General features: G+C 69.6%; 15 protein-coding genes and 1 tRNA gene. 10 read left to right on the top strand and 6 right to left on the bottom strand.

Going from position 1 to position 21,586, the window contains the following annotated elements; translation table 11 throughout:
• Window positions 1–286: 286 nt before the first annotated feature.
• Window positions 287–895 carry a PRC-barrel domain-containing protein gene (locus tag JUB13_RS29505; protein WP_207485837.1) on the top strand — a complete coding sequence of 203 codons (609 nt, stop codon included), beginning with the start codon at window positions 287–289 and terminating at the stop codon, window positions 893–895.
• 95 nt (window positions 896–990) lie between these two features.
• Window positions 991–2,559: a DegQ family serine endoprotease gene (locus JUB13_RS29500; protein WP_207485836.1), complete on the top strand. Its 1,569-nt coding sequence runs from the start codon at window positions 991–993 to the stop codon at window positions 2,557–2,559.
• Between the two features lie 52 nt (window positions 2,560–2,611).
• On the opposite strand, the gene JUB13_RS29495 is transcribed toward JUB13_RS29500, so the two are convergent.
• Together JUB13_RS29495 and gndA are read right to left on the bottom strand one after the other, a co-directional pair.
• On the bottom strand, window positions 2,612–3,103 hold the full coding sequence (locus tag JUB13_RS29495) for a gluconokinase (RefSeq protein ID WP_328703047.1): 492 nt from the start codon (window positions 3,101–3,103) through the stop codon (window positions 2,612–2,614).
• Complete coding sequence (gene gndA, locus JUB13_RS29490) at window positions 3,100–4,524, bottom strand: NADP-dependent phosphogluconate dehydrogenase (protein ID WP_207485834.1); 1,425 nt, start codon at window positions 4,522–4,524, stop codon at window positions 3,100–3,102. The genes JUB13_RS29495 and gndA overlap by 4 nt, the downstream gene beginning before the upstream one ends.
• A 392-nt stretch (window positions 4,525–4,916) precedes the next feature.
• Between gndA and glpD the strand changes: the two genes are divergently transcribed.
• The 8 genes from glpD to JUB13_RS29450 all read left to right on the top strand — a co-directional run bounded on the left by glpD (window position 4,917) and on the right by JUB13_RS29450 (window position 14,029).
• Entirely contained in the window at window positions 4,917–6,467 is a 1,551-nt protein-coding gene (glpD, locus tag JUB13_RS29485; protein ID WP_207485832.1) for a glycerol-3-phosphate dehydrogenase, read from the top strand.
• The gene (locus JUB13_RS29480) at window positions 6,464–7,567 is read left to right on the top strand and encodes an ABC transporter ATP-binding protein (protein WP_207485830.1); all 1,104 of its coding nucleotides are present in this window, start codon (window positions 6,464–6,466) and stop codon (window positions 7,565–7,567) included. The genes glpD and JUB13_RS29480 overlap by 4 nt, the downstream gene beginning before the upstream one ends.
• A 15-nt stretch (window positions 7,568–7,582) precedes the next feature.
• Complete coding sequence (locus JUB13_RS29475; RefSeq protein ID WP_207485827.1) at window positions 7,583–8,698, top strand: ABC transporter ATP-binding protein; 1,116 nt, start codon at window positions 7,583–7,585, stop codon at window positions 8,696–8,698.
• A gap of 13 nt (window positions 8,699–8,711) precedes the next feature.
• Window positions 8,712–9,587 (top strand): carbohydrate ABC transporter permease, encoded by an 876-nt coding sequence (locus JUB13_RS29470; protein WP_207485825.1) that lies wholly within the window; start codon window positions 8,712–8,714, stop codon window positions 9,585–9,587.
• Between the two features lie 125 nt (window positions 9,588–9,712).
• Window positions 9,713–10,465 carry a carbohydrate ABC transporter permease gene (locus JUB13_RS29465; protein ID WP_236025326.1) on the top strand — a complete coding sequence of 251 codons (753 nt, stop codon included), beginning with the start codon at window positions 9,713–9,715 and terminating at the stop codon, window positions 10,463–10,465.
• Between the two features lie 22 nt (window positions 10,466–10,487).
• Window positions 10,488–10,766, top strand: coding sequence for a DUF2160 domain-containing protein (locus tag JUB13_RS29460; protein WP_207485821.1), 279 nt, complete (start codon window positions 10,488–10,490; stop codon window positions 10,764–10,766).
• Window positions 10,767–10,872: 106 nt separating this feature from the next.
• A complete protein-coding gene (locus JUB13_RS29455; RefSeq protein WP_236025322.1) occupies window positions 10,873–12,642 on the top strand; it encodes an ABC transporter substrate-binding protein in 1,770 nt (589 codons plus the stop codon).
• Between the two features lie 715 nt (window positions 12,643–13,357).
• Complete coding sequence (locus JUB13_RS29450; protein WP_207485819.1) at window positions 13,358–14,029, top strand: hypothetical protein; 672 nt, start codon at window positions 13,358–13,360, stop codon at window positions 14,027–14,029.
• A gap of 690 nt (window positions 14,030–14,719) precedes the next feature.
• On the opposite strand, the gene JUB13_RS29445 is transcribed toward JUB13_RS29450, so the two are convergent.
• The 4 genes from JUB13_RS29445 to JUB13_RS29430 form a co-directional block, all read right to left on the bottom strand.
• A tRNA-Arg gene (locus JUB13_RS29445) sits at window positions 14,720–14,796 on the bottom strand.
• Between the two features lie 230 nt (window positions 14,797–15,026).
• Window positions 15,027–17,993: a PAS domain S-box protein gene (locus JUB13_RS29440; RefSeq protein WP_207485817.1), complete on the bottom strand. Its 2,967-nt coding sequence runs from the start codon at window positions 17,991–17,993 to the stop codon at window positions 15,027–15,029.
• A 371-nt stretch (window positions 17,994–18,364) separates the two neighbouring features.
• The gene (locus tag JUB13_RS29435) at window positions 18,365–20,056 is read right to left on the bottom strand and encodes a methyl-accepting chemotaxis protein (protein ID WP_207485816.1); all 1,692 of its coding nucleotides are present in this window, start codon (window positions 20,054–20,056) and stop codon (window positions 18,365–18,367) included.
• A gap of 279 nt (window positions 20,057–20,335) precedes the next feature.
• Window positions 20,336–21,418, bottom strand: a complete 1,083-nt coding sequence (locus JUB13_RS29430; RefSeq protein WP_207485814.1) for an acyltransferase family protein — start codon at window positions 21,416–21,418, stop codon at window positions 20,336–20,338.
• Between the last annotated feature and the right edge of the window lie 168 nt (window positions 21,419–21,586).

Raw genomic sequence — 21,586 nt, 5'->3', positions numbered from 1 at the left:
GCCCGCCGCCCCGGCCGTCTCTGACGGACCTGCCGCCCCAGCCGGCCCCGCCGGCCCTGCCGCCTCGACCGGCCCTGCCGGCCGCACCGCCCGTTCCTGGCCCGCTCCCGCCCGGCTCGTCCCCGGCAACCCGTAACCCCCGTCCCGCCCCCTGCGCTGCGCCATGATGCCCGTCCGTGCGTTACCGGGAGGTTTCGAGAGTCCTGCCATACCTTATTGTTGGATCGTCCAGATTGTTGGATTGTCGAGCGCCTCCTGCACGAGCCTGCCGATGCCATTTGCCCGCATGCGAACCGCCATCCTTGCAGCGCAGGCCTTGGGCCTCTGTCTTCTACCCGCCTGCGGCGACACCCTTCCGGACCGGCTCGGCGCCGGCGACCGCAGCTTCGTCCTGCCCGACTGGAAGCAGCCCGACCCCGCGGGAACGCTGCGCGCCCGGACACTGATGGGCATGGCCGTCATGGGACCGGCGGGCCCGGTGGGACAGGTGATCGATCTGATGGTAGGCCCGGACGAGCGGCTGGCCGCCGTGATGGTCGAGGGTCCGGCCGGGCAGGCCGCCATGCCCTGGGCGGCCGTGCAGGCCGAAGGCGCGGTGCTGCGCGTCGCCGGCCCCGCCGGGGTACCCCCGGCCACAGCGCCCGCCGCATCCACCTCCGGCGGGTGGAGCGTCGCGGCGCTGCTGGGCGACCTCGTCACCTTCGTCGACGGGCAGTCCTACGGCACGGTCGAGGACGTGGCCTTCGATCCCGACGGCGCCGTGCGCACGGTGGTCGTGCGGCCCGACGATCCCGGCGCCGAGGCCGCCTTGCTGCCCTTCTACGGGCGGCGCTTCGGCTTCGAGCCCGGCTCGGGCCGCTACGTGCTGCCCTTCGGCGCGCGCAGCGTCGGCTGAGCGGCGGGCGTCCCGCCCCCTCCTCCGGGTCCGGCCACGGCGGAACCTCCGCAGGCGCGACGGGTTGCAGCGGCGACAGCACAGAGGAGGAACCCATGAACGCGCGCGTCCTCGCGAGCGCCCTTGCAGGCGCGGTCGCCCTGGCGGCGGCAGGCCCGCTTCCGGCAGCCGCCCAGCAGACGGGAGCCGGCAGCCCCATGCGGCAGGCCCCGGACAGCTTCAACCCCCTGGTCCAGGAAAAGCTGCCCGCGGTCGTGAGCATCGCGACGACGCTGAACGACACCCCGCCGACGGGGCCCGGCGTCATTCCGGGCCCAGGGCCGGGCCCGGGGCCGGGTCCCCGCGGGCGCGGGCCTATTCCTGGCCTGCCGCCGATCCCCGGCCTGCCCCAGATCCCGCCCGAGCTGCGCGACCGATTCGGCCTGCCCGAGCTGCCGCCGGGCCCGCAGCGCGCGCTGGGCTCCGGCTTCGTGATCGATTCCACGGGCTACATCGTCACCAACAACCACGTGGTCGAGAATGCCGACGAGATCACGGTGATCCTGCAGGACAAGACGGAGCTGCCGGCCAAGCTGGTCGGCCGCGACGCGCGCACCGACCTTGCGCTGGTCAAGGTCGAGCCGCCGCAGCCGCTTCCCGCCGTCGCCTGGGGCGATTCCGAGAAGACCCTGGTCGGCGACTGGGTGCTCGCCATCGGCAACCCGTTCGGACTCGGCGGCACGGTCACGGCCGGCATCGTCTCGGCGCGTGCCCGCGATATCAACGCCGGCCCCTATGACGACTTCCTGCAGACCGACGCGGCGATCAACCAGGGCAATTCCGGCGGCCCGCTCTTCAACATGAACGGCGAGGTGGTCGGCGTGAACACCGCGATCTTCTCGCCGAGCGGCGGCTCCGTCGGCATCGGCTTCGCGGTGCCGTCCGCCATCGCGCGGGACATCGTCGCCCAGCTCCGCCAGTCCGGCGGCGTCGAGCGCGGCTGGCTCGGCGTGCAGATCCAGCCGGTCTCGCCCGAGATCGCCCAGGCCCTCGGCCTCGAGAAGCCCGAGGGCGCCCTGGTCAGCGGCCTGACCGAGAGCAGCCCAGCAGGCCAGGCGGGCGTCGAGGTCGGCGACGTGATCCTGAGCTACGAGGGATCGGCGGTCGGCGAGCTGCGGGACCTGACCCGCGCGGTCGCCAGGACCCCCGTCGGCAAGCGGGTGGAGATGGTGGTCTGGCGCGACAGCCAGCGGGTGACGCTGAACCCGACCATCGCTCGGCTCGAGGAGGCTGCGGCCCGCCTGGCCCGGGCCGAGACCCAGCCGCCCTCGACGGCGGTGGAGGGAGCGCTCGGCCTGGCGCTTGCCGAGATCACGCCGGAGCTGCGCCAGCGCTTCGGCCTGGAGAGCGCCGACGAGGGCGTCCTGGTCGCCGACGTGCGCGAGGGCAGCCCGGCCGACCGCCAGGGCTTCCGCCCGGGCGACGTGATCACCCGGGTCGGCCGGCAGAAGGTCTCGGAGCCTAGCCAGGTGGCCGAGGCGGTCCGGCAGGCGCGCGAGCAGAACCGCGAGGCCGTGCTGATCCTGCGCCAGCGCGAGGACGCCCAGAACTTCGTCCCCCTGCCGCTCAGGCCAGAGGGCAACGGGTCGGGCGACGGGTCGGGCGCCGGCCCGAACCGCGGCTGAGCTGCGGGCGCGGCCACGGGCGAGGACGTCCGGCCGCGACCCTGCGCGGGCCTCAGGACCCGCGCAGGGCTTGCGCGATGCCGGCGACCAGCACGTCGGGCGGCGCCGTGACCTCGACCGTCAGGGCGTCGTCCGGCGCCTCCAGCGTGGCGATCTGGGTCGGCAGCAGGGCGGGCGGCATGAAATGGCCGGGCCGTTCCCGCAGCCGCGCCGCGATCAGCGCCTCGTCGCCGCGGAGATGGACGACGCGCGCCACGTCCTCGCGGCCGGCCAGCAGCCGCTCGCGATAGGTCTTCTTCAGCGCCGAGCAGGCGACGACCACGTCGCGGCCGGCATCGGCCTCGGCCCCCATGGCAGCGGCCAGCGCGTCCAGCCAAGGCCAGCGGTCGGCATCCTCGAGCGGGGTCCCGCGGGCCATCTTCGCGACGTTGGCGGGCGGGTGGAAGTCGTCGGCCTCCAGGAAGACGGCGCCCAGCGTCGCGGCCAGGGCGCGGCCCACGGTGCTCTTCCCGGCGCCGCTGACGCCCATCACCAGCACGATCACGGGCGCGTCCAGTCGGTGTGCACGACCGCGTCCGGGCGGTCGAGACGGCGGTAGCCATGGGCGCCGAAATAGTCCCGCTGCGCCTGGATCACGTTGGCCCAGAGCTTCTCGCTTCGGTAGCCATCCCAATAGGACAGGGCCGAGGCCGTGCAGGGCACCGGCAGGCCGGCCTCGGCGGCCAGCACCAGGGCGCGCCGCCAGCCCGGCTCGGCGCGCGCGACCAGCAGGCCGATCCCGGGATCCAGCATCAGGTTCGGCAGGGTGGGGTCGCCGCGCAGCGCGTCGAGGATGCGGTCGATCAGCTTCGCGCGGATGATGCAGCCGGCCCGCCACACCCTGGCGACGGCGGCCAGGTCCATGTCCCAGCCGAAGGCCTCGGCGGCGGCCCGCATCACCGCGAAGCCCTGGGCGTAGGTCGCGATGCGTCCGCACAGCAGCGCATCGTGCACGGCCTTCGCGAGTTGGTCCGGGGTCTCCGCCGGCGGGGGCACCGGCGGGCGCGCCGCGGCCAGCCCCCGGGAGGCTCGGACCCGCTCTGCCTTCAGGGCCGACAGGCAGCGCGCATGGACGGCCTCGGCGATGGTCGGGGCCGGCATGCCGAGCTCCAGCGCCGTGGTGGCGGCCCAGTGGCCGGTACCCTTCTGCCCGGCCGCATCCAGGATCACGTCGAGCATCGGAGCCCCGGTCTCGGGATCCGTCTTGCGCAGGATGTCGGCCGTGATCTCCAGCAGGTAGGAGCCGAGCTCGCCCTGGTTCCACAGCGCGAAGGTCTCGGCCAGGCGCGCATGGGAGAAGCCGCCGAGATGCCGCAGGACGAAATACGCCTCGGCGATCAGCTGCATGTCGGCATACTCGATGCCGTTGTGGATGGTCTTCACGAAGTGGCCGGCGCCGCCGGGCCCGACCCGCGCGAAGCAGGGCTCGCCCTCGGCCCGGGCCGCGATGGCCGAGAGCATGGGCGCGACCCGCGCCACCGCCGCCTCGGTCCCGCCGGCCATCAGCGAGGGGCCGCGGCGCGCGCCCTCCTCCCCGCCCGAGACGCCCAGGCCGACATAGAGCAGCCCGCGATCGGCCGCCGCAGCCGCGCGCCGGCCGGTATCGGCGAAGTGGGAGTTGCCGCCGTCCACCAGCAGGTCGCCGGGCGCCAGATGCGGCGCGAGATCGGCGATCACCGCGTCCACCGGCGCGCCCGCGGGCACCATCAGCAGCACAGCGCGCGGGCCTGCCAGCGCCGCCACCAGCTCGGCCGGCCCGGCGCATGGGACGGCGGAGGCGGCATCGGCCGCGAAGGCGGCGCGGCGGCCCGGGTCCAGGTCCAGCCCGGCCACGCGATATCCATGGTCCGCCAGGTTGGCCGCCAGGCTCCGCCCCATCACGCCGAGGCCGACCAGCCCGAGATCCGCCTTCCCGCCCATCGCCATCGCAACTCCTCCGTCCTCCGGGCCCCATCGCCAGAGGCGCGCCAGGATGGCGCCCGCACCGGCGGGCGGCAAGGGTATAGACGACCGCGCGGCGAAGCCGCCCCAGGTCCCGTTGCGGGGGCTTCGCCCCAGCGCCCCTCGCAGCGTCCGCCGCAGCGTCGGCCGCAGCGTCGGCCGCAGCGTCGGCCGCAGCGTCGGCCACAGCCCCTCACCCGCCTCCTTGCCGCGTCAACAGCCCCGGAGAGGTGCACCCCAAGGCCATGCTTGTTCTTTTGCGCAATTGTACGTCGGGCAGCAGTTTCTTATACGAACATGTGAATGCGCGCTGGGCCGCGCATGCGAACACTGGGCCGATATGAAAACGCGCCCGATGTGAACACGGGAAGGTGTCGATGGCCGGTTCCGGACCCAATCCCTTCGACCTTCTCGTGATCGGCGGCGGCGTGAACGGAGCGGGGATCGCGCGTGACGCCGCGGGGCGCGGGCTCTCGGTCCTGCTCTGCGAGAAGGACGATCTCGGCAGCGCCACCTCCTCGGCGAGCTCCAAGCTGATCCATGGCGGGCTGCGCTACCTCGAGCATTACGAGTTCCGGCTGGTCCGCGAGGCGCTGATCGAGCGCGAGGTGCTGCTGCGCGCGGCGCCGCACATCATCTGGCCGCTGCGCTTCGTGCTGCCCCACGACCGCAGCATGCGGCCGGCCTGGATGCTGCGCCTGGGCCTGTTCCTCTACGACCATCTCGGCGGGCGCAGGCTGCTGCCGCCATCGCGCGGGATCGACCTGCGGCGCCACCCCGCCGGGCGGCCGCTGAAGCCCGTCTACACCCGCGGCTTCGAGTATTCCGACTGCTGGGTCGAGGACAGCCGCCTGGTGCTGCTGAACGCCACGGACGCCGGGCTGCGCGGGGCCGAGGTGCTGACGCGCACGCGCTGCGCCGAGGCGCGGCGCGAGGGCGCGGCCTGGCGCGCCCGGCTGCAGGCGGAGGGGACCGGCGAGGTCCGCGAGGTCGCGGCGCGCGCCGTGGTGAACGCCGCCGGTCCCTGGGTCGGCGACGTGCTGAGCGCGGGGCTGGGCCTCGCCGCGCGCTACGGGGTGCGGCTGGTCAAGGGCAGCCACATCGTCGTGCCCCGGCTCTACGAGGGCGATCACGCTTACATCCTGCAGAACGAGGACCGCCGCATCGTCTTCGCGATCCCCTACGAGCACCGCTTCACGCTGATCGGCACCACCGACGTCGACTACCGCGGGGATCCCGCGAAGGTCGCCATCAGCGAGGACGAGACGGCCTATCTCTGCCGTCTGGTCGACCGCTACTTCGAGCGGCAGCTCACCCCCGCCGACGTCGCCTGGAGCTACAGCGGCGTGCGCCCGCTTTACGATGACCGAACCGAGGATGCCTCGGCGGTCACGCGGGACTACGTGCTGGAGCTCGACACCGCGGACGGCGCCGCGCCGCCGCTCCTATCGGTGTTCGGCGGCAAGATCACGACATATCGCCGACTGGCCGAGCAGGCGGTGGACATGGTCCAGAAGGCGCTGGGCCGAGACGGGCGCCCCTGGACCGGCGGCACGCCGCTGCCGGGCGGCGACATCCCGAACGCCGATTTCGAGGGCTTCCTGGCCGGGCTCCAGCGCCGGCACCCCTGGCTTCCGCCCGCCATGGCGCGGCGGCTGGCCCGCGCCTACGGCACGCGCGCGCCGCTGCTGCTCGGCGAAGCCGCCGATCTCGCTGATCTCGGAGAGCATATGGGCGGCGATCTCTACGCGGCCGAGCTGGAATACGGCATCCGCCACGAGTTCGTGCGCACGGCCGAAGACTTCCTGTGGCGGCGCAGCAAGCTCGGCCTGCATCTGGACGCGGCAGCCCGGGAGGCCGTCGCGGCCTGGTTCGCCCGCCGCGCCGACGGCACGCGCCGGCTCAGGACCGCTGGAGGCAGCCGATGACCCTGCGCCTCGAAGACGTCTCCAAGCGGGTCGGCGCCGCGCTGCATCTGGACGGGATCTCGCTGGCGCTGGAGCCCGGCAGCTTCAACGTGCTGCTGGGCCGGACGCTGGCCGGCAAGACCTCGCTCCTGCGCCTGATGGCGGGACTCGACAAGCCGACGGGCGGCCGGATCCTCGAGGACGGGCGCGACGTGACCGGCGTGCCGGCGGGCCGCCGCGACGTCGCCATGGTCTACCAGCAGTTCATCAACTACCCGTCCTTCACGGTCTACGAGAACATCGCCTCCCCCCTGCGGCGCCAGGGCCTCGGGCGCGACGAGATCGACCGGCGCGTGCGCGGCACCGCCGCCATGCTCCACATCGAGGGTCTGCTCGACCGGCTGCCGGGGCAGCTCTCGGGCGGGCAGCAGCAGCGCACGGCGATCGCCCGGGCGCTGGTCAAGGGCGCCCGTCTGCTGCTCCTGGACGAGCCGCTGGTGAACCTCGACTACAAGCTGCGCGAGGAGCTGCGCGCCGAGCTCAGGCAGCTCTTCCGGGATACCGGGACGATCGTCGTCTACGCGACCACCGAGCCGGCCGAGGCGCTGATCATGGGGGGCAACACCGCCGTCCTCCACGAGGGGCGCCTGATCCAGCACGGGCCCACGGCCGAGGTCTACGGCCAGCCGGTGACCGCCGATTGCGCGGCGATCTTCAGCGACCCGCCCATGAACTTCCTGGACGCGATCCTGTCGGACGACCGCCTGATGCTGGGCGACGGCACGGCGCTGCCGCTGGCCGCCCACGACCGCGGCCTGCCGCCGGGTCCCTGCCGCGTCGGGATCCGCGCGAACCACCTGTCGGTGGTCCGGCCCAACGACATGGCCGTGGCGATCCGCGCGCGGGTCGAGCTGGCCGAGATCAGCGGGTCCGAGACCTTCATCCATGTCGGGCATGCCGGCGTCCCCCTGGTCGCCCAGGAGCACGGCGTGCATCCGCACCAGATCGGCGAAACCATCGCGCTCTACGTGGATCCCACGCGGATCTTCGTCTTTGCGCCCGACGGCACGCTGCAGGCGGCGCCCGCCCGGGTGCCGCAGCGCCGGCGCGGCGTCGCCTGAGAGGAGGATCGGGCCATGGCGACCATCGAGCTCCGCGACATCGCCCACAGCTACCGCCCGGATCCGCGGGGGCCCTCCGACTACGCCCTGCGGCGGCTCAGCCGGAGCTGGGAGGACGGCACGGCCTGCGCGCTGCTGGGCCCGTCGGGATGCGGCAAGACCACGCTGCTGAACATCATCTCGGGCCTGATCACGCCCAGCGAGGGTCGCATCCTGTTCGGCGGCCGGGACGTCACCGGCCTGTCGCCGGAGCGCCGGAACATCGCCCAGGTATTCCAGTTCCCCGTCATCTACGACACCATGACGGTCTACGACAACCTGGCCTTCCCGCTGCGCAACCGCGGCATGGCGCGGCCCGACCTGGACCGGCGCGTGCGCCGCGTGGCCGAGCTGCTGGATCTCACGGGCGATCTCAAGCGCCGCGCGCAGCGGCTCACCCCCGACGCCAAGCAGAAGATCTCGCTGGGGCGCGGCCTCGTGCGCGAGGACGTGGCGGCGATCCTGTTCGACGAGCCGCTGACCGTGATCGACCCGCACATGAAGTGGCAGCTCCGCCGCAAGCTCCGCGAGATCCACAAGGAGGTGCGGCTCAGCCTGATTTACGTGACCCACGACCAGGTCGAGGCGCTGACCTTCGCGGACCAGGTCGCGGTCATGGTCGACGGCGCCATCGTCCAGGTCGGCACGCCCCAGGAGCTGTTCGAAGAGCCCGCCCACACCTTCGTCGGCTACTTCATCGGCAGCCCGGGCATGAACCTGCTGCCCTGCGAGCTTGCCGAGGGCGGGGCGCGGGTCGACGGCATCCCGATCCCGCTGCCCGCGGGCCCGCGCCCCGACGCCGGCCCTCACGCCGGCCCGGGCGCCCGCTACGAGATCGGCATCCGTCCGGAATTCCTGGAGATCGACCATCTCGGCCGCGCGGCGGGGAACGGCGGCGCCGCGCCCGGCCTCGTGCCCGTTGACGTCACCGACGTCGCCTTCCTGGGCACCCACAGGATCGTGACGGCCCGCCTGGGGCGGCACACCGTCAAGGTCAAGCTGGACGAGGGGCGCCCGGTGCCCGGGGACCCCGGCCTGCGCTTCCCGCCGGGCAGGACCAAGCTCTACCGCGACGGCGTGCTGGTGAACTGAAGGGAGCCCGGCCATGGACAAGCCCTGGAACAACCGCGCCTGGCTGCTCGTCCTCCCCGTCGTCGCGATCGTCGCCTTCAGCGCGATCCTGCCGCTGATGACGGTGGTCAACTACTCGGTCCAGGACATCTTCGGCCCCGGCCAGGCCTACTGGGTCGGCACCGAGTGGTACCGCAAGGTGCTGGAGGACGAGCGGCTGCGCGACGCGCTGCTGCGCCAGATGCTGTACTCGCTGGCGGTGCTGGCGATCGAGATCCCGCTGGGCGTCGCCATCGCGCTCTGCATGCCCTCGGGCAAGGGCTGGCGGACCTCGCTGACCCTGGTGCTGCTGGCCCTGCCCCTGCTGATCCCGTGGAACGTGGTCGGCACCATCTGGCAGATCTTCGCGCGCGGCGACATCGGCCTCGGCGGCGCCGCGCTGCAGCGCCTCGGGCTCGACTACAACTACACCGGCGATCCGCTGGACGCCTGGCTCACCGTGCTCGCCATGGATGTCTGGCACTGGACCTCGCTGGTGGCGCTGCTGGCCTATGCCGGGCTGCAGGCGATCCCGCCGGCCTTCTACCAGGCGGCGAAAATCGACGGCGCCTCGCGCTGGTCGGTGTTCCGGTACATCCAGCTCCCGAAGATGCGCGGCGTTCTGATCATCGCCGTCCTGCTGCGCTTCATGGACAGCTTCATGATCTACACCGAGCCCTTCGTCCTCACCGGCGGCGGGCCCGGCAACGCCACCACCTTCCTGAGCCAGTTCCTGACGCGCATGGCGGTCGGGCAGTTCGACCTCGGCGTCGCCGCGGCCTTCTCGATCATCTACTTCCTGATCGTGCTGCTCTTTTCCTACGTCTTCTACACCTTCATCACGAAGGTCGGCACGGGAGACGCCCGATGAGCGTGCAATCCCCCACCGCCGATGGGCTGCCGGCGGCTCCGGCCGGCACGGCCGGCCCCAGGGACCGCGCGCGGGCGCGGGTCTCGGCCCGCGGCATCGCCCTGGTCCTCTACATCGTCTTCCTGATGCTGCCCATCTACTGGATGGTCAACATGTCGCTGAAGACGAACGCCGAGATCCTGTCCGGCCTGACGCTGTATCCGCGGAATCCGACGCTGCAGAACTACGTCACGATCTTCACGGATCCCAGCTGGTACTCGGGCTATTTGAACTCGATCCACTACGTGGCGCTGAACACCGTGATCTCGCTGGTGGTGGCGCTGCCGGCGGCCTACGCCTTCTCGCGCTATCGCTTCCTCGGCGACCGGCACATGTTCTTCTGGCTGCTGACCAACCGGATGGCGCCGCCGGCGGTCTTCCTGCTGCCGTTCTTCCAGCTCTATTCCACGATCGGGCTGTTCGACACGCATATCGCGGTGGCCCTGGCCCATTGCCTGTTCAACGTGCCGCTGGCGGTGTGGATCCTCGAGGGATTCATGTCCGGCGTCCCACGCGAGATCGACGAGACCGCGGCCATGGACGGCTACGGCTTCCCGCGCTTCTTCCTGACGGTGTTCCTGCCGCTGATCCGATCCGGCATCGGGGTCACCGCCTTCTTCTGCTTCATGTTCAGCTGGGTCGAGCTGCTGCTGGCGCGCACGCTGACCAGCGTGAACGCGAAGCCCATCGCGGCGACCATGACGAGGACCGTCAGCGCCGCGGGCATGGACTGGGGCCTGCTGGCCGCGGCCGGGGTGCTGACCATCGTCCCGGGCGCGCTCGTGATCTGGTTCGTGCGCAACTACATCGCCAAGGGCTTCGCCCTGGGCCGCGTCTGACCGGCGGGAAGGAGACGGCGCCATGGACCTGCAATGGATGGCCTGGACCTGGCCGACGGCCCTGTTCTTCGCGGCCATCGCCCTGATCCTCGCGGCCATGACGGCGTGGGAGATCGCCTCGCCTACGGTGGCGCGCCGGGGTTTCCTGCCGATGGAGACGACGCGCGGCGACCGTCTCTTCATCGGCCTGCTGGGCAGCGCCTACATCCACCTGGCCTGGCTCGCCCTCGGCGATGCCAGCCTCTGGATTGCCTTCGGGATCGCGATCGTCTGGATGGCGGTCGTCATGCGGCTCGGGTGAGCGCCCCCTCGCAGGGGGCGCGCATTCCGCGGCGGGGCTCCTCGGGGCCCGGACAAGAGCGGCTCCCCCGGGGAGCCCGGATAAGGAACGTCAAAGGAGGACCCAGATGACGCCCAAGCGTTCAGGGAGGATGGCGCGCCGGCTCGGCTCCGGCACCGTGCTGGCAGGCGCCCTCGGCGCCGCGTTCCTGCTGGCGGCGGGGCCGGCCGCGGCCCAGGACCAGTACCGCGATGCGGCGCGGCGCTGGATCGACCAGGAGTTCCAGCCTTCGACGCTGTCGAAGGAGGAGCAGATGCGGGAGATGGAGTGGTTCATCAAGGCGGCCGAGCCGTTCCGCGGGATGGACATCAACGTCGTCTCCGAGACCATCACCACCCATGACTACGAGGCCAGGACGCTGGCCCGCGCCTTCTCCGAGATCACGGGCATACGCCTGAAGCACGACCTGATCCAGGAGGGCGACGTCATCGAGAAGCTGCAGACGCAGATGCAGTCGGGGCGCAACGTCTACGACGCCTACGTCAACGACAGCGACCTGATCGGCACGCATTTCCGCTACGGCGCCGTGGTCCCGCTCTCGGACTGGATGAGCGGCGAAGGCAAGGACGTGACCCTGCCGACCCTGGACATCGACGACTTCATCGGGAAGAGCTTCACCACGGGCCCCGACGGCAAGCTCTACCAGCTTCCCGACCAGCAGTTCGCGAACCTCTACTGGTTCCGGGCCGACTGGTTCGCGCGGCCGGACCTGCAGCAGCGGTTCAAGGCCAAGTACGGCTACGACCTCGGCGTTCCCGTCAACTGGTCGGCCTACGAGGACATCGCGGACTTCTTCACCAACGACGTGAAGGAGATCGACGGCGTGCGCGTCTACGGCCACATGGACTACGGCAAGAAGGACCCGTCGCTGGGCTGGCGCTTCACCGACGCCTGGCTCAGCATGGCCGGGGCCGGCGACAAGGGCATCCCCAACGGCAAGCCCGTCGACGAATGGGGCATCCGGGTCGAGGGGTGCAACCCCGCGGGATCCTCGGTCACGCGCGGCGGCGACACCAACGGACCTGCGGCCGTCTACGCGCTGACCAAGTACATCGACTGGCTGAAGAAGTACGCCCCGCCCCAGGCCCAGGGCATGACCTTCAGCGAGGCCGGCCCGGTGCCCGCCCAGGGCAACGTCGCGCAGCAGATCTTCTGGTACACCGCCTTCACCGCGGACATGGCGAAGCCCGGCCTGCCGGTGGTGAACCCCGACGGCACCCCGAAATGGCGCATGGCCCCCTCGCCCCACGGCCCCTACTGGGAGGAGGGGCAGAAGCTCGGCTACCAGGATACCGGGTCCTGGACGCTGCTGAAGTCGACCCCCGTGGAGCGCCGCAAGGCCGCCTGGCTCTACGCCCAGTTCACGGTCGCCAAGTCGACCTCGCTGAAGAAGACCATCGTCGGGCTGACGCCGATCCGCGAGAGCGACCTGAAGAGCGCCGCCATGAGCGAAATGGCGCCGAAGCTGGGCGGGCTGGTCGAGTTCTACCGCAGCCCGGCGCGCGTCGCCTGGACGCCGACCGGCACCAACGTGCCGGACTATCCCAAGCTCGCGCAGCTCTGGTGGCAGAACGTCGCCGAGGCCGTGACCGGCGAGAAGACCCCGCAGCAGGCCATGGACAGCCTGGCCGAGGCCCAGGATTCGGTGCTGGCGCGGCTTGAGCGCGCCAATGTGATGACCGAGTGCGGCCCGAAGCTGAACAAGGTCCAGGACGCTCAGTACTGGTTCGACCAGCCCGGCGCGCCCAAGCCCAAGCTCGCCAACGAGAAGCCGCCGGGCGAGACCGTCGGCTACGACTCGCTCCTCCAGGCCTGGAAGGAGGGTCGCGTCAAGTAAGGCTCCGGTGCGCTCCTCCCCGCCCCGGTGCCGGACCTGGGGGTGGCGACCGCCACCCCCGATTTGCCATGCAGCGTGGCAGTACGGATCCCCTGCCGGAAGCCGCCAATTGCTCGGAGATGTGCTGACTATGCTCGCAGCCCAGCCCCGGGCTGCCTGACTCGAAGCGTCGCACCTACCACCGGGACATCATCCGGTGAAGGTGGTCGCGCCCTGCCCTCGGCGAGAGGGCATTCGATGCCTCTCGCCGAGGATCCACTCGAAGACGATGCAAATAGCATCGCAGGGCTGGCTGTGACAGCCATGTACGAGCCGGGCCTCGAACCCAATCAAGGGCGAAACCGGGAGGAAATGGTGCGCCCGGCGGATGGGCGACCATTCTTCCCGGAAGTCAGGGCCTCCGCGAGCTTGATCTTTGTCGATGCCACTTCTTTTACCCGCGCGCAAACTTGCGCACGGCCTCAGGTCCTGTTCCCGAACTCGCGAGCGCTCTCGCCAAATGCAGTCCATTGACTGGTTGCCGGTCTTCGGGCCCAATGCACACGGGAATACATGCCGATGCGGTATACGCTGTGGAACCGCGAATGCAAAAGGCACATAATCAAAATCACAGTCTCCAATAAAAATAGAACTTGATGTCTCAAAGCAATTTCTATCGCGACCACAACGACCAAAATAAATCTCTCGACCGAAAAACGCACCGGGAGATAATGACGTGTGCAGAATATCCGCAGAGCGAGGGAAACTAGCTTATTATGGAATAAAGCCCAACATGTGGGTTATGGTAAGGCCATGGCTCATAGGAGCTGTCATACTCTTGATACTCCTTCTCATACTCCTCTGGCTCAAACAGCCCATTCCGGACGACGCCAAAGCCAACACCTCCTCCCAGGAAACTGCCAAAGATGCAGTAGAAATATCAGTAATAATATTTGGATTTGTTTTTGGTTACATCCAGTGGATTATGGCTCGTTACGAGTCATCTCTCGATAAATTTTACGATAGACTTGATGTCGCTAACAATAGGCTTGGAGCGATGGTCGATCAGTCGTGGAGCCAAGCCACGCCAGGAACCCTCCCTCCATTTAACGTCTACACTCCTCCAGATCCCGTTGGAGTCTCCCTGTTTGACATGTGGGTCTTTGCTGAACTAGACAACTTAGAATACGTTGTTGAGAAATATACTTGGGGCTTTCTGACGCCGACGCTGGCATGTCGGGCGGTTGAGACTTTCAAGTCCAGATGCGTACATGATAAGACATTCACCGAAAGGGCGCTGAATTTTGCAGCGGCATCTGGATATCGCAAAACAACCCGCATCATAGTAGAAAGAATACGGTCCGACATTCAACCCCTGGCTGAACTGCAGCAGCCTGACGGACGATAATTCAATCCGCCAACTGGTGCATGTGGAAGTATTGCCCAGATGCGACGCCAGGGTCGGCGTTAGATATCGCCACCGCAATAAACCAGCAATACCACCACGAGCTAAGTGGCAGCTTCGGACAGTGCCCCCTTGCACCGTCAGCTACCATCATCCCCGATCCCAGGAGTACGAGTGCATAAGGCGCACGAGTTCCGCTAAGCCAAGCTAACGGCAAACGATTTCAATTCTGACGAAGCACGGTGCTGAGGGAAGCTGGTCCATGCCCGTCCTTGCGAATGCGGCCTTCGCCTCGTGGCCTAGGCGACTGTTCGGGGTCACGGTGGGATCGGTGGACGGGCCCCCGAGCTCAGAGGTGGCTTGGATCGCCCTGGGCTGGCGCGGACTCCCGTCCACCATTGTCCTCGCCGGCTCGGCGCTGGCGGGCAACCGAGAGATGATGGCCGGCTCGCAAGCACGCGCTTGCCGACGCCATTTGCGGTGGACGGCACGCCTCGACCCGGCGGGCCTGCACCGTTTCTCGATTTCGGCACCTCGACCGACCACTGCGCATGCCGTCGGCGCGATCAAGCAGCACCGGCCGCCCGCATGACGGCGAAGTGCCACGCTTCAGCGGGATCGCGGGTGCCAAGGGAAAGAGGCGCTGGAAACCGCAGAAACTCTATTCGCCTGAACAAGGACCTGGCGGAGAGATGGTGCGCCCGGCGGGATTCGAACCCACGGCCCCAGGATTAGGAATCCTGTGCTCTATCCTGCTGAGCTACGGGCGCGCCGGCCAGAACCAAGCGTGAACGGCTCGTCTAGCGCGGTCACTATACACAGTGGGGAAGGCCTTGTCCCGCCCTCTTCGGCGCCGTCGCCGGAACGCCGGGCCGGATCGCTCCCGCCCGTCCCCGCTCACTCCGTGATCTCGCGGATTACGCGGCAGGGATTGCCCGCGGCGAGGATGCCGGCGGCCTCCCGACTTCCGGCAGGTGCATTCCTCGGTCGCTCCCCGGGCTCACACCGCGCGGGCGCGTGCCATCAGATCGCTGACCACGCTGCGCAGCTCGCGGGCGGCAACGGGCTTGTGAAGCAGGCGGTATCCGCCGGCCTTTGCCTCGGCCAGGCGTTCCGGGGCGGTGTCGCCGGTCACGATGGCGGCCGGCACATCGTCGCCGATCCGGCCCTTCACGGCGCGGATCACGTGAAGGCCGGTCTCGCCCGCACGCAGCCGGTAATCCACCAGCAGCACCTCCGGGCTGAAGCCGCGCTGCACGACCTCCACCGCCTCGGCCACGGTCCCCGCGGACGCCACGTCGTAGCCCCAGCCTTCGATCATGGCCTGCAGGCCCATGCGCACGAGCGCCTCGTCATCCACGACGAGGACGCGCCCCGCCTCGTGCAGGGGCTCGCGCCCGTCCGCCGCGCCCAGGGCGGGGGCCGCCGGCGCGGCGAGCGGGACCTCGACCGAGAAGGTCGATCCCCGCCCGGGGACGGAGCGGACGCGAAGTTCATGCCCGAGCAGCCGCGCCAGGCGCCGCACCACCGCAAGCCCGAGGCCCAGGCCCTTGCTGCGGTCGCGCTCGGGATTGCCGATCTGGAAGAACTCTTCGAACACCTCGCCCTGGCGCTCCGGCGCGATCCCGATCCCGGTATCGACGACATCGATGCGCAGCCTTTCACCCTGCATCCTGCATCCGATCAGGATGCCGCCCCGCTCGGTGTAGCGAACCGCATTCTCGACGAGGTTCCTCAGCATCCGTTCCAGCAGGGTCGGATCGCTGAGCACCACCGCCCCGCTCTCGACCACGCGCAGCCCGAGCCCCTGTGCCGCCGCCCTGGGCGCATACTCGGCCGCGAGGCCCTGAAGGAGCGGGCCGACGGGCAGCGGCACCGGGCTGGCCACGACGAGGCCGGCATCGAGGCGCGAGACGTCGAGCAGGCTGTCCAGCAGGCCGCGAAGGCTGTGCAGCGCCTGCTCCATGGCGTCCAGCACGGCGCCCGAAGCCTGCCCCTCCAGGCGGTCCCTGAGCACCGCCATGAACAGGACCAGCGACTGGACGGGCTGGCGCAGGTCGTGGCTGGCGGCCGCAAGGAACTTGGACTTGGCGACGCTCGCCCGCTCGGCCTCGGCCTTCGCGGCGCGCAGGACGTCCTCGGAGCGCTTGCGCTCGGTGATGTCGCGGGCGATGCCGACGACGCCGACGATCGCCCCGGTCGCATCCCGCAATGGCGCCTTGGTGGTCAGGTAGAAGCGCATCTCGCCGCTGGTGGCGTCGGGGATCTCCTCCTCCACGGCGATCATGCTGCCTGTGCTGCGGATGCGGCGCTCGCCGGCCTCGATCCCCGCGACGACGTCGGCCGGGAACAGGTCCTGGTCCCGCAGTCCATGCAGCCTGTCGGGCTCGATGCCGAAGACCCGGCAGGTGCTTCCGTTCGCGACGAGATACTGGCCCTCCATATCCTTCACGAAGATCGGATCGGGGATGCTCTCGATGATCGTCTCCAGCAATGCGCTGCTGCTCTGGACCCGGCGCTCCGCCTCGCGCCGCTCCGTCACGTCGCGCGTCATCACGGTCAGGAATCGCCTTCCATCGGCTCTCCATTCGCCGATGGACACGTCGATCGGGAAGACCGATCCGTCCTTCCTGCGCCCTTCCAGCTCGCAGCGGGAGCCAACGATCCCGGCTTCGTTGGGGCGAAGGCAGTCGGAAAGCCTGCACGCGCAGCCCGGCGGATCCGTCACCAGAAGCTCCAGGCCGCGCCCGGCCAGCTCCTCGGATTCATAGCCGAACATCTGCGTGGTCGCGGAGTTGAAGGCCTGGATCGCGCCGGAATCGTCCAGCACGACGATCGCGTCCGCCGCCGTGTCGAAGATGGCCCGCAGCCGCGCCTCGGCCTTCCGGGTCTCGGCGAAGGCCCGCTCGCGCTCGGTGCCCTTGCGCTGGAGGTCCTCGGCCATGGAGTCGAAGGCGGCCGCGAGCGACACGATCTCGGAGACGCCACCGCCGAGCTGTGCCCGCGCCGCTTGGTCCCCCGACCGCCACCGGTCCGTCGCCGCTCTCAGGACCGAGATAGGCCGGTGCAGATACTGGCTCACGCCCCACCACGCGCAGAGCAAGCTGCCGGCCAGCACGGCGAAGATCAGCGCAAGCGATCGCCACAGCGCCTGTTCGATGCCCTGGTACGCTTGGTCCCGGTCGAAGCCGACCGTGATGAGCAGGTTCGTGGCGTCGGCGCCGGGAGGTGAATAGGCGAGGATCCGCGTCACGCCGTCCAGGCCGGGGAGTTCGACCGTGCCACGCTCCCGTCCCATCAGGAGGTGCCTGTAGGACAGCGGAATCGGACGTCCGATGATGTCCGGCATCTCGGGAATTCGGGCCAGGACGACCCCGGCGGCGTCCACCAACGTCACGGCGGTGTTCGGTGGCATTCCGGTCGTGGCGATATAGTCCCCGAGCCAGCGAAGGTCGAGCACCGCGGTCAGGACACCGATCGGCTGCCCGACACCGTCGCTGTAGGGGATGGCGAAGGGGAGGACAGGCAGCCCGTCGGACAGCCGCTTCACGTAATGGCCGACGACGAAGGTGCCCGTCTCCATGGCGCGGCGGACGTGGAAGACGCCACTGAAATTGATGCCGATGCCTCCCTTGTCGGTCGAGCAGCCGACCTGTCCGTTCCGGTCCCCGACATAGATGTCGAGATAGGGGGGATAGTCGCGGCGCACGCGGTCCAGAAGGTCCTGGCAGGCCGCCATGTTCTGCTCGCGCAGCGACCGCGTCTGCCTGAGGGTGACCATGATGTGCCTGATGCCGTCGACGAGCCTGACATGCTCGGCCTCGATCAGGCCGAGCACGCGCGCCGCCTGGTCGCGGACCTCGGCCTCCCGCATCCGCCGCAGGTCGAACTGGTTCCAGACCTCGATCGCGATAAGGGGCAGCAGAACGAAGATGAAGAGGACTGAAAGCCGGTGAAGAAGGCTCATGATCGCCAGGCAGACATTTCCATGCGATGCGGCGGGTCGGCCCCGGAAACCTGATGCGCCCGGCGCGGCGCGTGCGCCGCACGGGCGATGATCCACAGGGTCTCCAACCGCGGCCCGGACCGGACGTGCCGCATTGGGGGCGTCTGCGTGCGCCGGACCGGGCCTCCAACCTCGGCGCCGTTCCTTAAGCCAGAAGTATGGGCTTCTGTTCCCTTTGACAGCAGCGACCACGATGGCCGCCGCGAAATGTCACAGCGGCGCGCGGATGCGGCGCCGTGCGGCTCGATGCCGTCCGGCGGCGAACATGGATCCCCGGCCCCGGAACATTCGCCGGGGCAGGGGCGCCCGGACCTCTGGGCGCCCCACCGTGATCAGGCGGCCCGGATGCGCGCGAGGAAGCCGTCGACCTCCTGGTGAAGCGCCTCGGACTTGCGGGAAAGCTCCTGCGCAGCCGAGAGAACCTGGGTGCCGGCCTTGCCGGTCTGGGCCGCGGCGTCCGAGACGTCGGACAGCGATGCCGAGACGCTGGCCGTCGCCTGCGAGGCCTGCTGGACCGAGCGGCTGATCTCGCCCGTGGTCGCATTCTGCTGCGCGACCGCGCTGGCGATGGCCGAGCTGATCTCGTGCACCCGCGCGATGGTCCCCGCGATGCCCTTGATCGCCCCGACCGCCGAGCCGGTCACCGACTGCATGGCGGCGATCTGGGCCGAGATGTCCTCGGTGGCCTTGGCGGTCTGGCTGGCGAGGTTCTTGACCTCGGAGGCCACGACCGCGAAGCCCTTGCCGGCCTCGCCGGCGCGGGCGGCCTCGATGGTCGCGTTCAGCGCCAGCAGGTTCGTCTGGGCCGCGATGCTGCTGATCAGCTCCACCACCTCGCCGATCCGCTGGGCCGACTGCGAGAGATCGCCGACCACCGCGTTGGTCTGCTCGGCCTCGCGCATGGCGGCGCTCGCCACGCCGGCGCTGTCCTCGACCTGGCGGGCGATCTCGGCGATGGAGGCGTTCATCTCCTCGATGGCGGCGGCCACGGCGTTCACATTGGCCGAGGTCTCGTCCGAAGCCGTGGCGGAGGAGGCCGCGCGGTCCGTCGCCTGATGCGCGATGTCGGTCATGCCGCGGGCCGTGCCCTCCAGCTCGGCGGCGGCGGCGGCCAAGCCGCGCAGGATCGTCGAGACGGCGCCGTCGAAGTCGCGCAGCATGCCGTCGCGCTGGCGCGCGAGTTCGAGCGCCCGTTCACGCTGCTGGCCGGTCTCGACCTCCAGGTCCCGCGCCTTGACGAGGTCCTGGCGGAAGCCTTCGACCGAACGGGCCAGCTCGCCGACCTCGTCCCTGCGTGCGATGCCCACCACCTGGCGGTCGAGCTGCCCCGCGGCGAGACGGCGCACCTCCTGCATCAGGGCGCGCAGCGGCAGGACGAGGCCGACGCGCGAGATCAGGACGGCGACCGTAATGCCGATCGCGAGCGCCAGGAACGCCGTCGCAGCCAGGATCAGCTTCATGGTCCGCGCGAGGCCCAGCGCCGCTTCCGTCGCCTGGTCCGCGCGCTGCGAGACGCCGGCGTTATACGCCTTCACGGCATCGGTCATGGCCATCTGGCCCGCGCGGCTGGTCTGCAGCCCCTCCAGGATCACGGCCCTGTCGGCCCCGGCGCCCTTGGCGTTGAACTCCCGCGCGGTGCCCAGCATGCCCCGCACCTTGGCCTCGTAGGTGCCGAAGCCGGAGCGGATGGCAGCCACCTGGCTGGCCTGATCGCCGGCCGTGGCCGCCGCCAGCTTGTCCAGGCGCCCGTTCATCTCGGCAATGCGCTTGTCGGCCTGGGCCGAGAACTTCTCCACCTGGGTGGGCTCGTTGCCGAGTTCGTATTCCATGCGGCTCAGCGCGATGATGTCGACGCGCAGGTCGAAGGCCTCGAGCTGGGCCGCCTGTGTCCGGACGAGCTCGCCAACGGCTAATTCCGTCCTTTGCAGCGCGATGAAGCCGGCGGCGGCAATTGCCACGGAGAACAGTCCGACGACCGCCGCGGCGACGGTCGTCTTCGTCTGAATGCGCCAGTCCGCAAGCATGGTGATGTCCCGTCCATTGCTGTTCCGCAGCGTCGGCGCAGCGGCGGGAACGGCTTGGCTATCCCTTCCGCTGCACCGCGATCCTGCAGTGCAGCACGGCACGGGAAAGAACTTCTTAAAATCCTAAGAATTTTTTGTTTCCAGCCTGCGGAAGCGGCCGAGGCGGCCCTGCGGCCCGCGGGGCGCGGCTCCCGACCGGCGCCCGGACGGCGGCGAAGGCCCTAGAATGCCGACGGGCACAGCGCAGGCCATGAGGCGGGACGGCTGCCGGGACGGCCCTCAGCGCCCCGCGCGTCCCAATCCAGGCGAGGCCGGCATCCCGCTCCCCGGCAGCGGAGCGGAAGTGTCCGCCGGGCGTGCGCCCGAGCTGCCGGAAAACGGAATCTGGAACCACGCGGGCTTGATGAAGACCCAGGACAGACCGAGCCGATCGGCGATCACCGCGGCCGCGACGGGCACGGCGATGGCCACCACGGTGCAGATGGGAACCAGCAGCAGCGGCTCGGTGACCAGCCCCGTCTTGGTCAGGATGACCCGGGTCGTCGGCCCCACGATCGTGTGCATCACGAAGATCGGCAGCGAGCGGTCGCCCAGGAAGCGCAGCATGGAACCGAGCCACGTCTCGGCGATCGTGATGCAGAGGCAGGACATCGCGACGATGCCCAGGCATGCCGCGATGAACCACAGCGTGTGGTCCCGCCAGACATCCAGCGCCACCATGCCGACCGACACCACCGCGAAGGCGGGAACGGCGGCAACGGCGTACCAGGCCTTCACCCGCTGGCCGTAGGCCAGCACCAGCTCCGAGCCCATGTAGCCCATCAGGAAGTAGACGTACATGTGGCTGGCGCGGGTGATCCATTTCGGATCGGTCTCGATCCCGGCCGAGGCGATGGTCGCGGCCAGCGCCACCATCAGGAACGCCGGAAGCTTCCGGGTCGCCCAGGTGACGAGATAGAACAGGATCAGGACGTAGATGAACCACAGCACGTCGATGGGCCGGTAAGCGATCTTCAGGATCGCGTCGAGCGGCATGCCGTTGTTGCCCATGGCTCCGAACGGCACCTTAATGGCCCAGTGCACCAGCGACCACAGCAGGTAGACCCAGACGAGCTGCATGATCGTCCGGTTCACCAGGACGTCCGTGGGCCGCGCGATGCTGCGGTAGGCGAAGATGCCCGCCACGAAGAAGAACAGCGGCATCCGGAACATCGCGAGGGTCGTCGTCGAGTACAGGAACACGGTCGGGTCGATCCCGACCGCGTCGTCGACGCCGAAGAGCATGTGGCCCAGCACCACCAGGCTGATGGTCAGGCCACGTGCGCACTGGACCCACAGGATCTTGTCGGATTGCTTGGTCACAGCCGTCCCGCCGTCAGGATCGCCCTCACTTACGCCATCAATGGCACGCTCGCCCGCGCAGCCCCACTCTGCGTCCGCCGCACCACGATCGGCGAAGCGGCATCCACCCGTGGTGCCCCTTCCCCCGTGCCCGCCGCCTCCGCGCGGAGGGCGCCGGACCCCTTATGC

The organism is Arenibaculum pallidiluteum (assembly GCF_017355985.1).
GTDB lineage: Bacteria > Pseudomonadota > Alphaproteobacteria > Azospirillales > Azospirillaceae > Arenibaculum > Arenibaculum pallidiluteum.
Note: the sequence above shows the minus strand (reverse complement) of the source record. Positions and strands in the feature narration are given on the sequence as shown.

What these genes read in the sequence shown, in the direction of transcription:
- JUB13_RS29475 (WP_207485827.1), top strand. Translation starts at nt 7,583, where the DNA reads ATGGCGACCATCGAGCTCCGCGACATCGCCCACAGCTACCGCCCGGAT.
- gndA (WP_207485834.1), bottom strand. Translation starts at nt 4,524, where the DNA reads ATGGCGATGGGCGGGAAGGCGGATCTCGGGCTGGTCGGCCTCGGCGTG.
- JUB13_RS29480 (WP_207485830.1), top strand. Translation starts at nt 6,464, where the DNA reads ATGACCCTGCGCCTCGAAGACGTCTCCAAGCGGGTCGGCGCCGCGCTG.
- JUB13_RS29500 (WP_207485836.1), top strand. Translation starts at nt 991, where the DNA reads ATGAACGCGCGCGTCCTCGCGAGCGCCCTTGCAGGCGCGGTCGCCCTG.
- JUB13_RS29505 (WP_207485837.1), top strand. Translation starts at nt 287, where the DNA reads ATGCGAACCGCCATCCTTGCAGCGCAGGCCTTGGGCCTCTGTCTTCTA.
- JUB13_RS29435 (WP_207485816.1), bottom strand. Translation starts at nt 20,056, where the DNA reads ATGCTTGCGGACTGGCGCATTCAGACGAAGACGACCGTCGCCGCGGCG.
- JUB13_RS29470 (WP_207485825.1), top strand. Translation starts at nt 8,712, where the DNA reads ATGGACAAGCCCTGGAACAACCGCGCCTGGCTGCTCGTCCTCCCCGTC.
- JUB13_RS29455 (WP_236025322.1), top strand. Translation starts at nt 10,873, where the DNA reads ATGACGCCCAAGCGTTCAGGGAGGATGGCGCGCCGGCTCGGCTCCGGC.
- JUB13_RS29440 (WP_207485817.1), bottom strand. Translation starts at nt 17,993, where the DNA reads ATGAGCCTTCTTCACCGGCTTTCAGTCCTCTTCATCTTCGTTCTGCTG.
- JUB13_RS29465 (WP_236025326.1), top strand. Translation starts at nt 9,713, where the DNA reads ATGCTGCCCATCTACTGGATGGTCAACATGTCGCTGAAGACGAACGCC.
- JUB13_RS29460 (WP_207485821.1), top strand. Translation starts at nt 10,488, where the DNA reads ATGGACCTGCAATGGATGGCCTGGACCTGGCCGACGGCCCTGTTCTTC.
- glpD (WP_207485832.1), top strand. Translation starts at nt 4,917, where the DNA reads ATGGCCGGTTCCGGACCCAATCCCTTCGACCTTCTCGTGATCGGCGGC.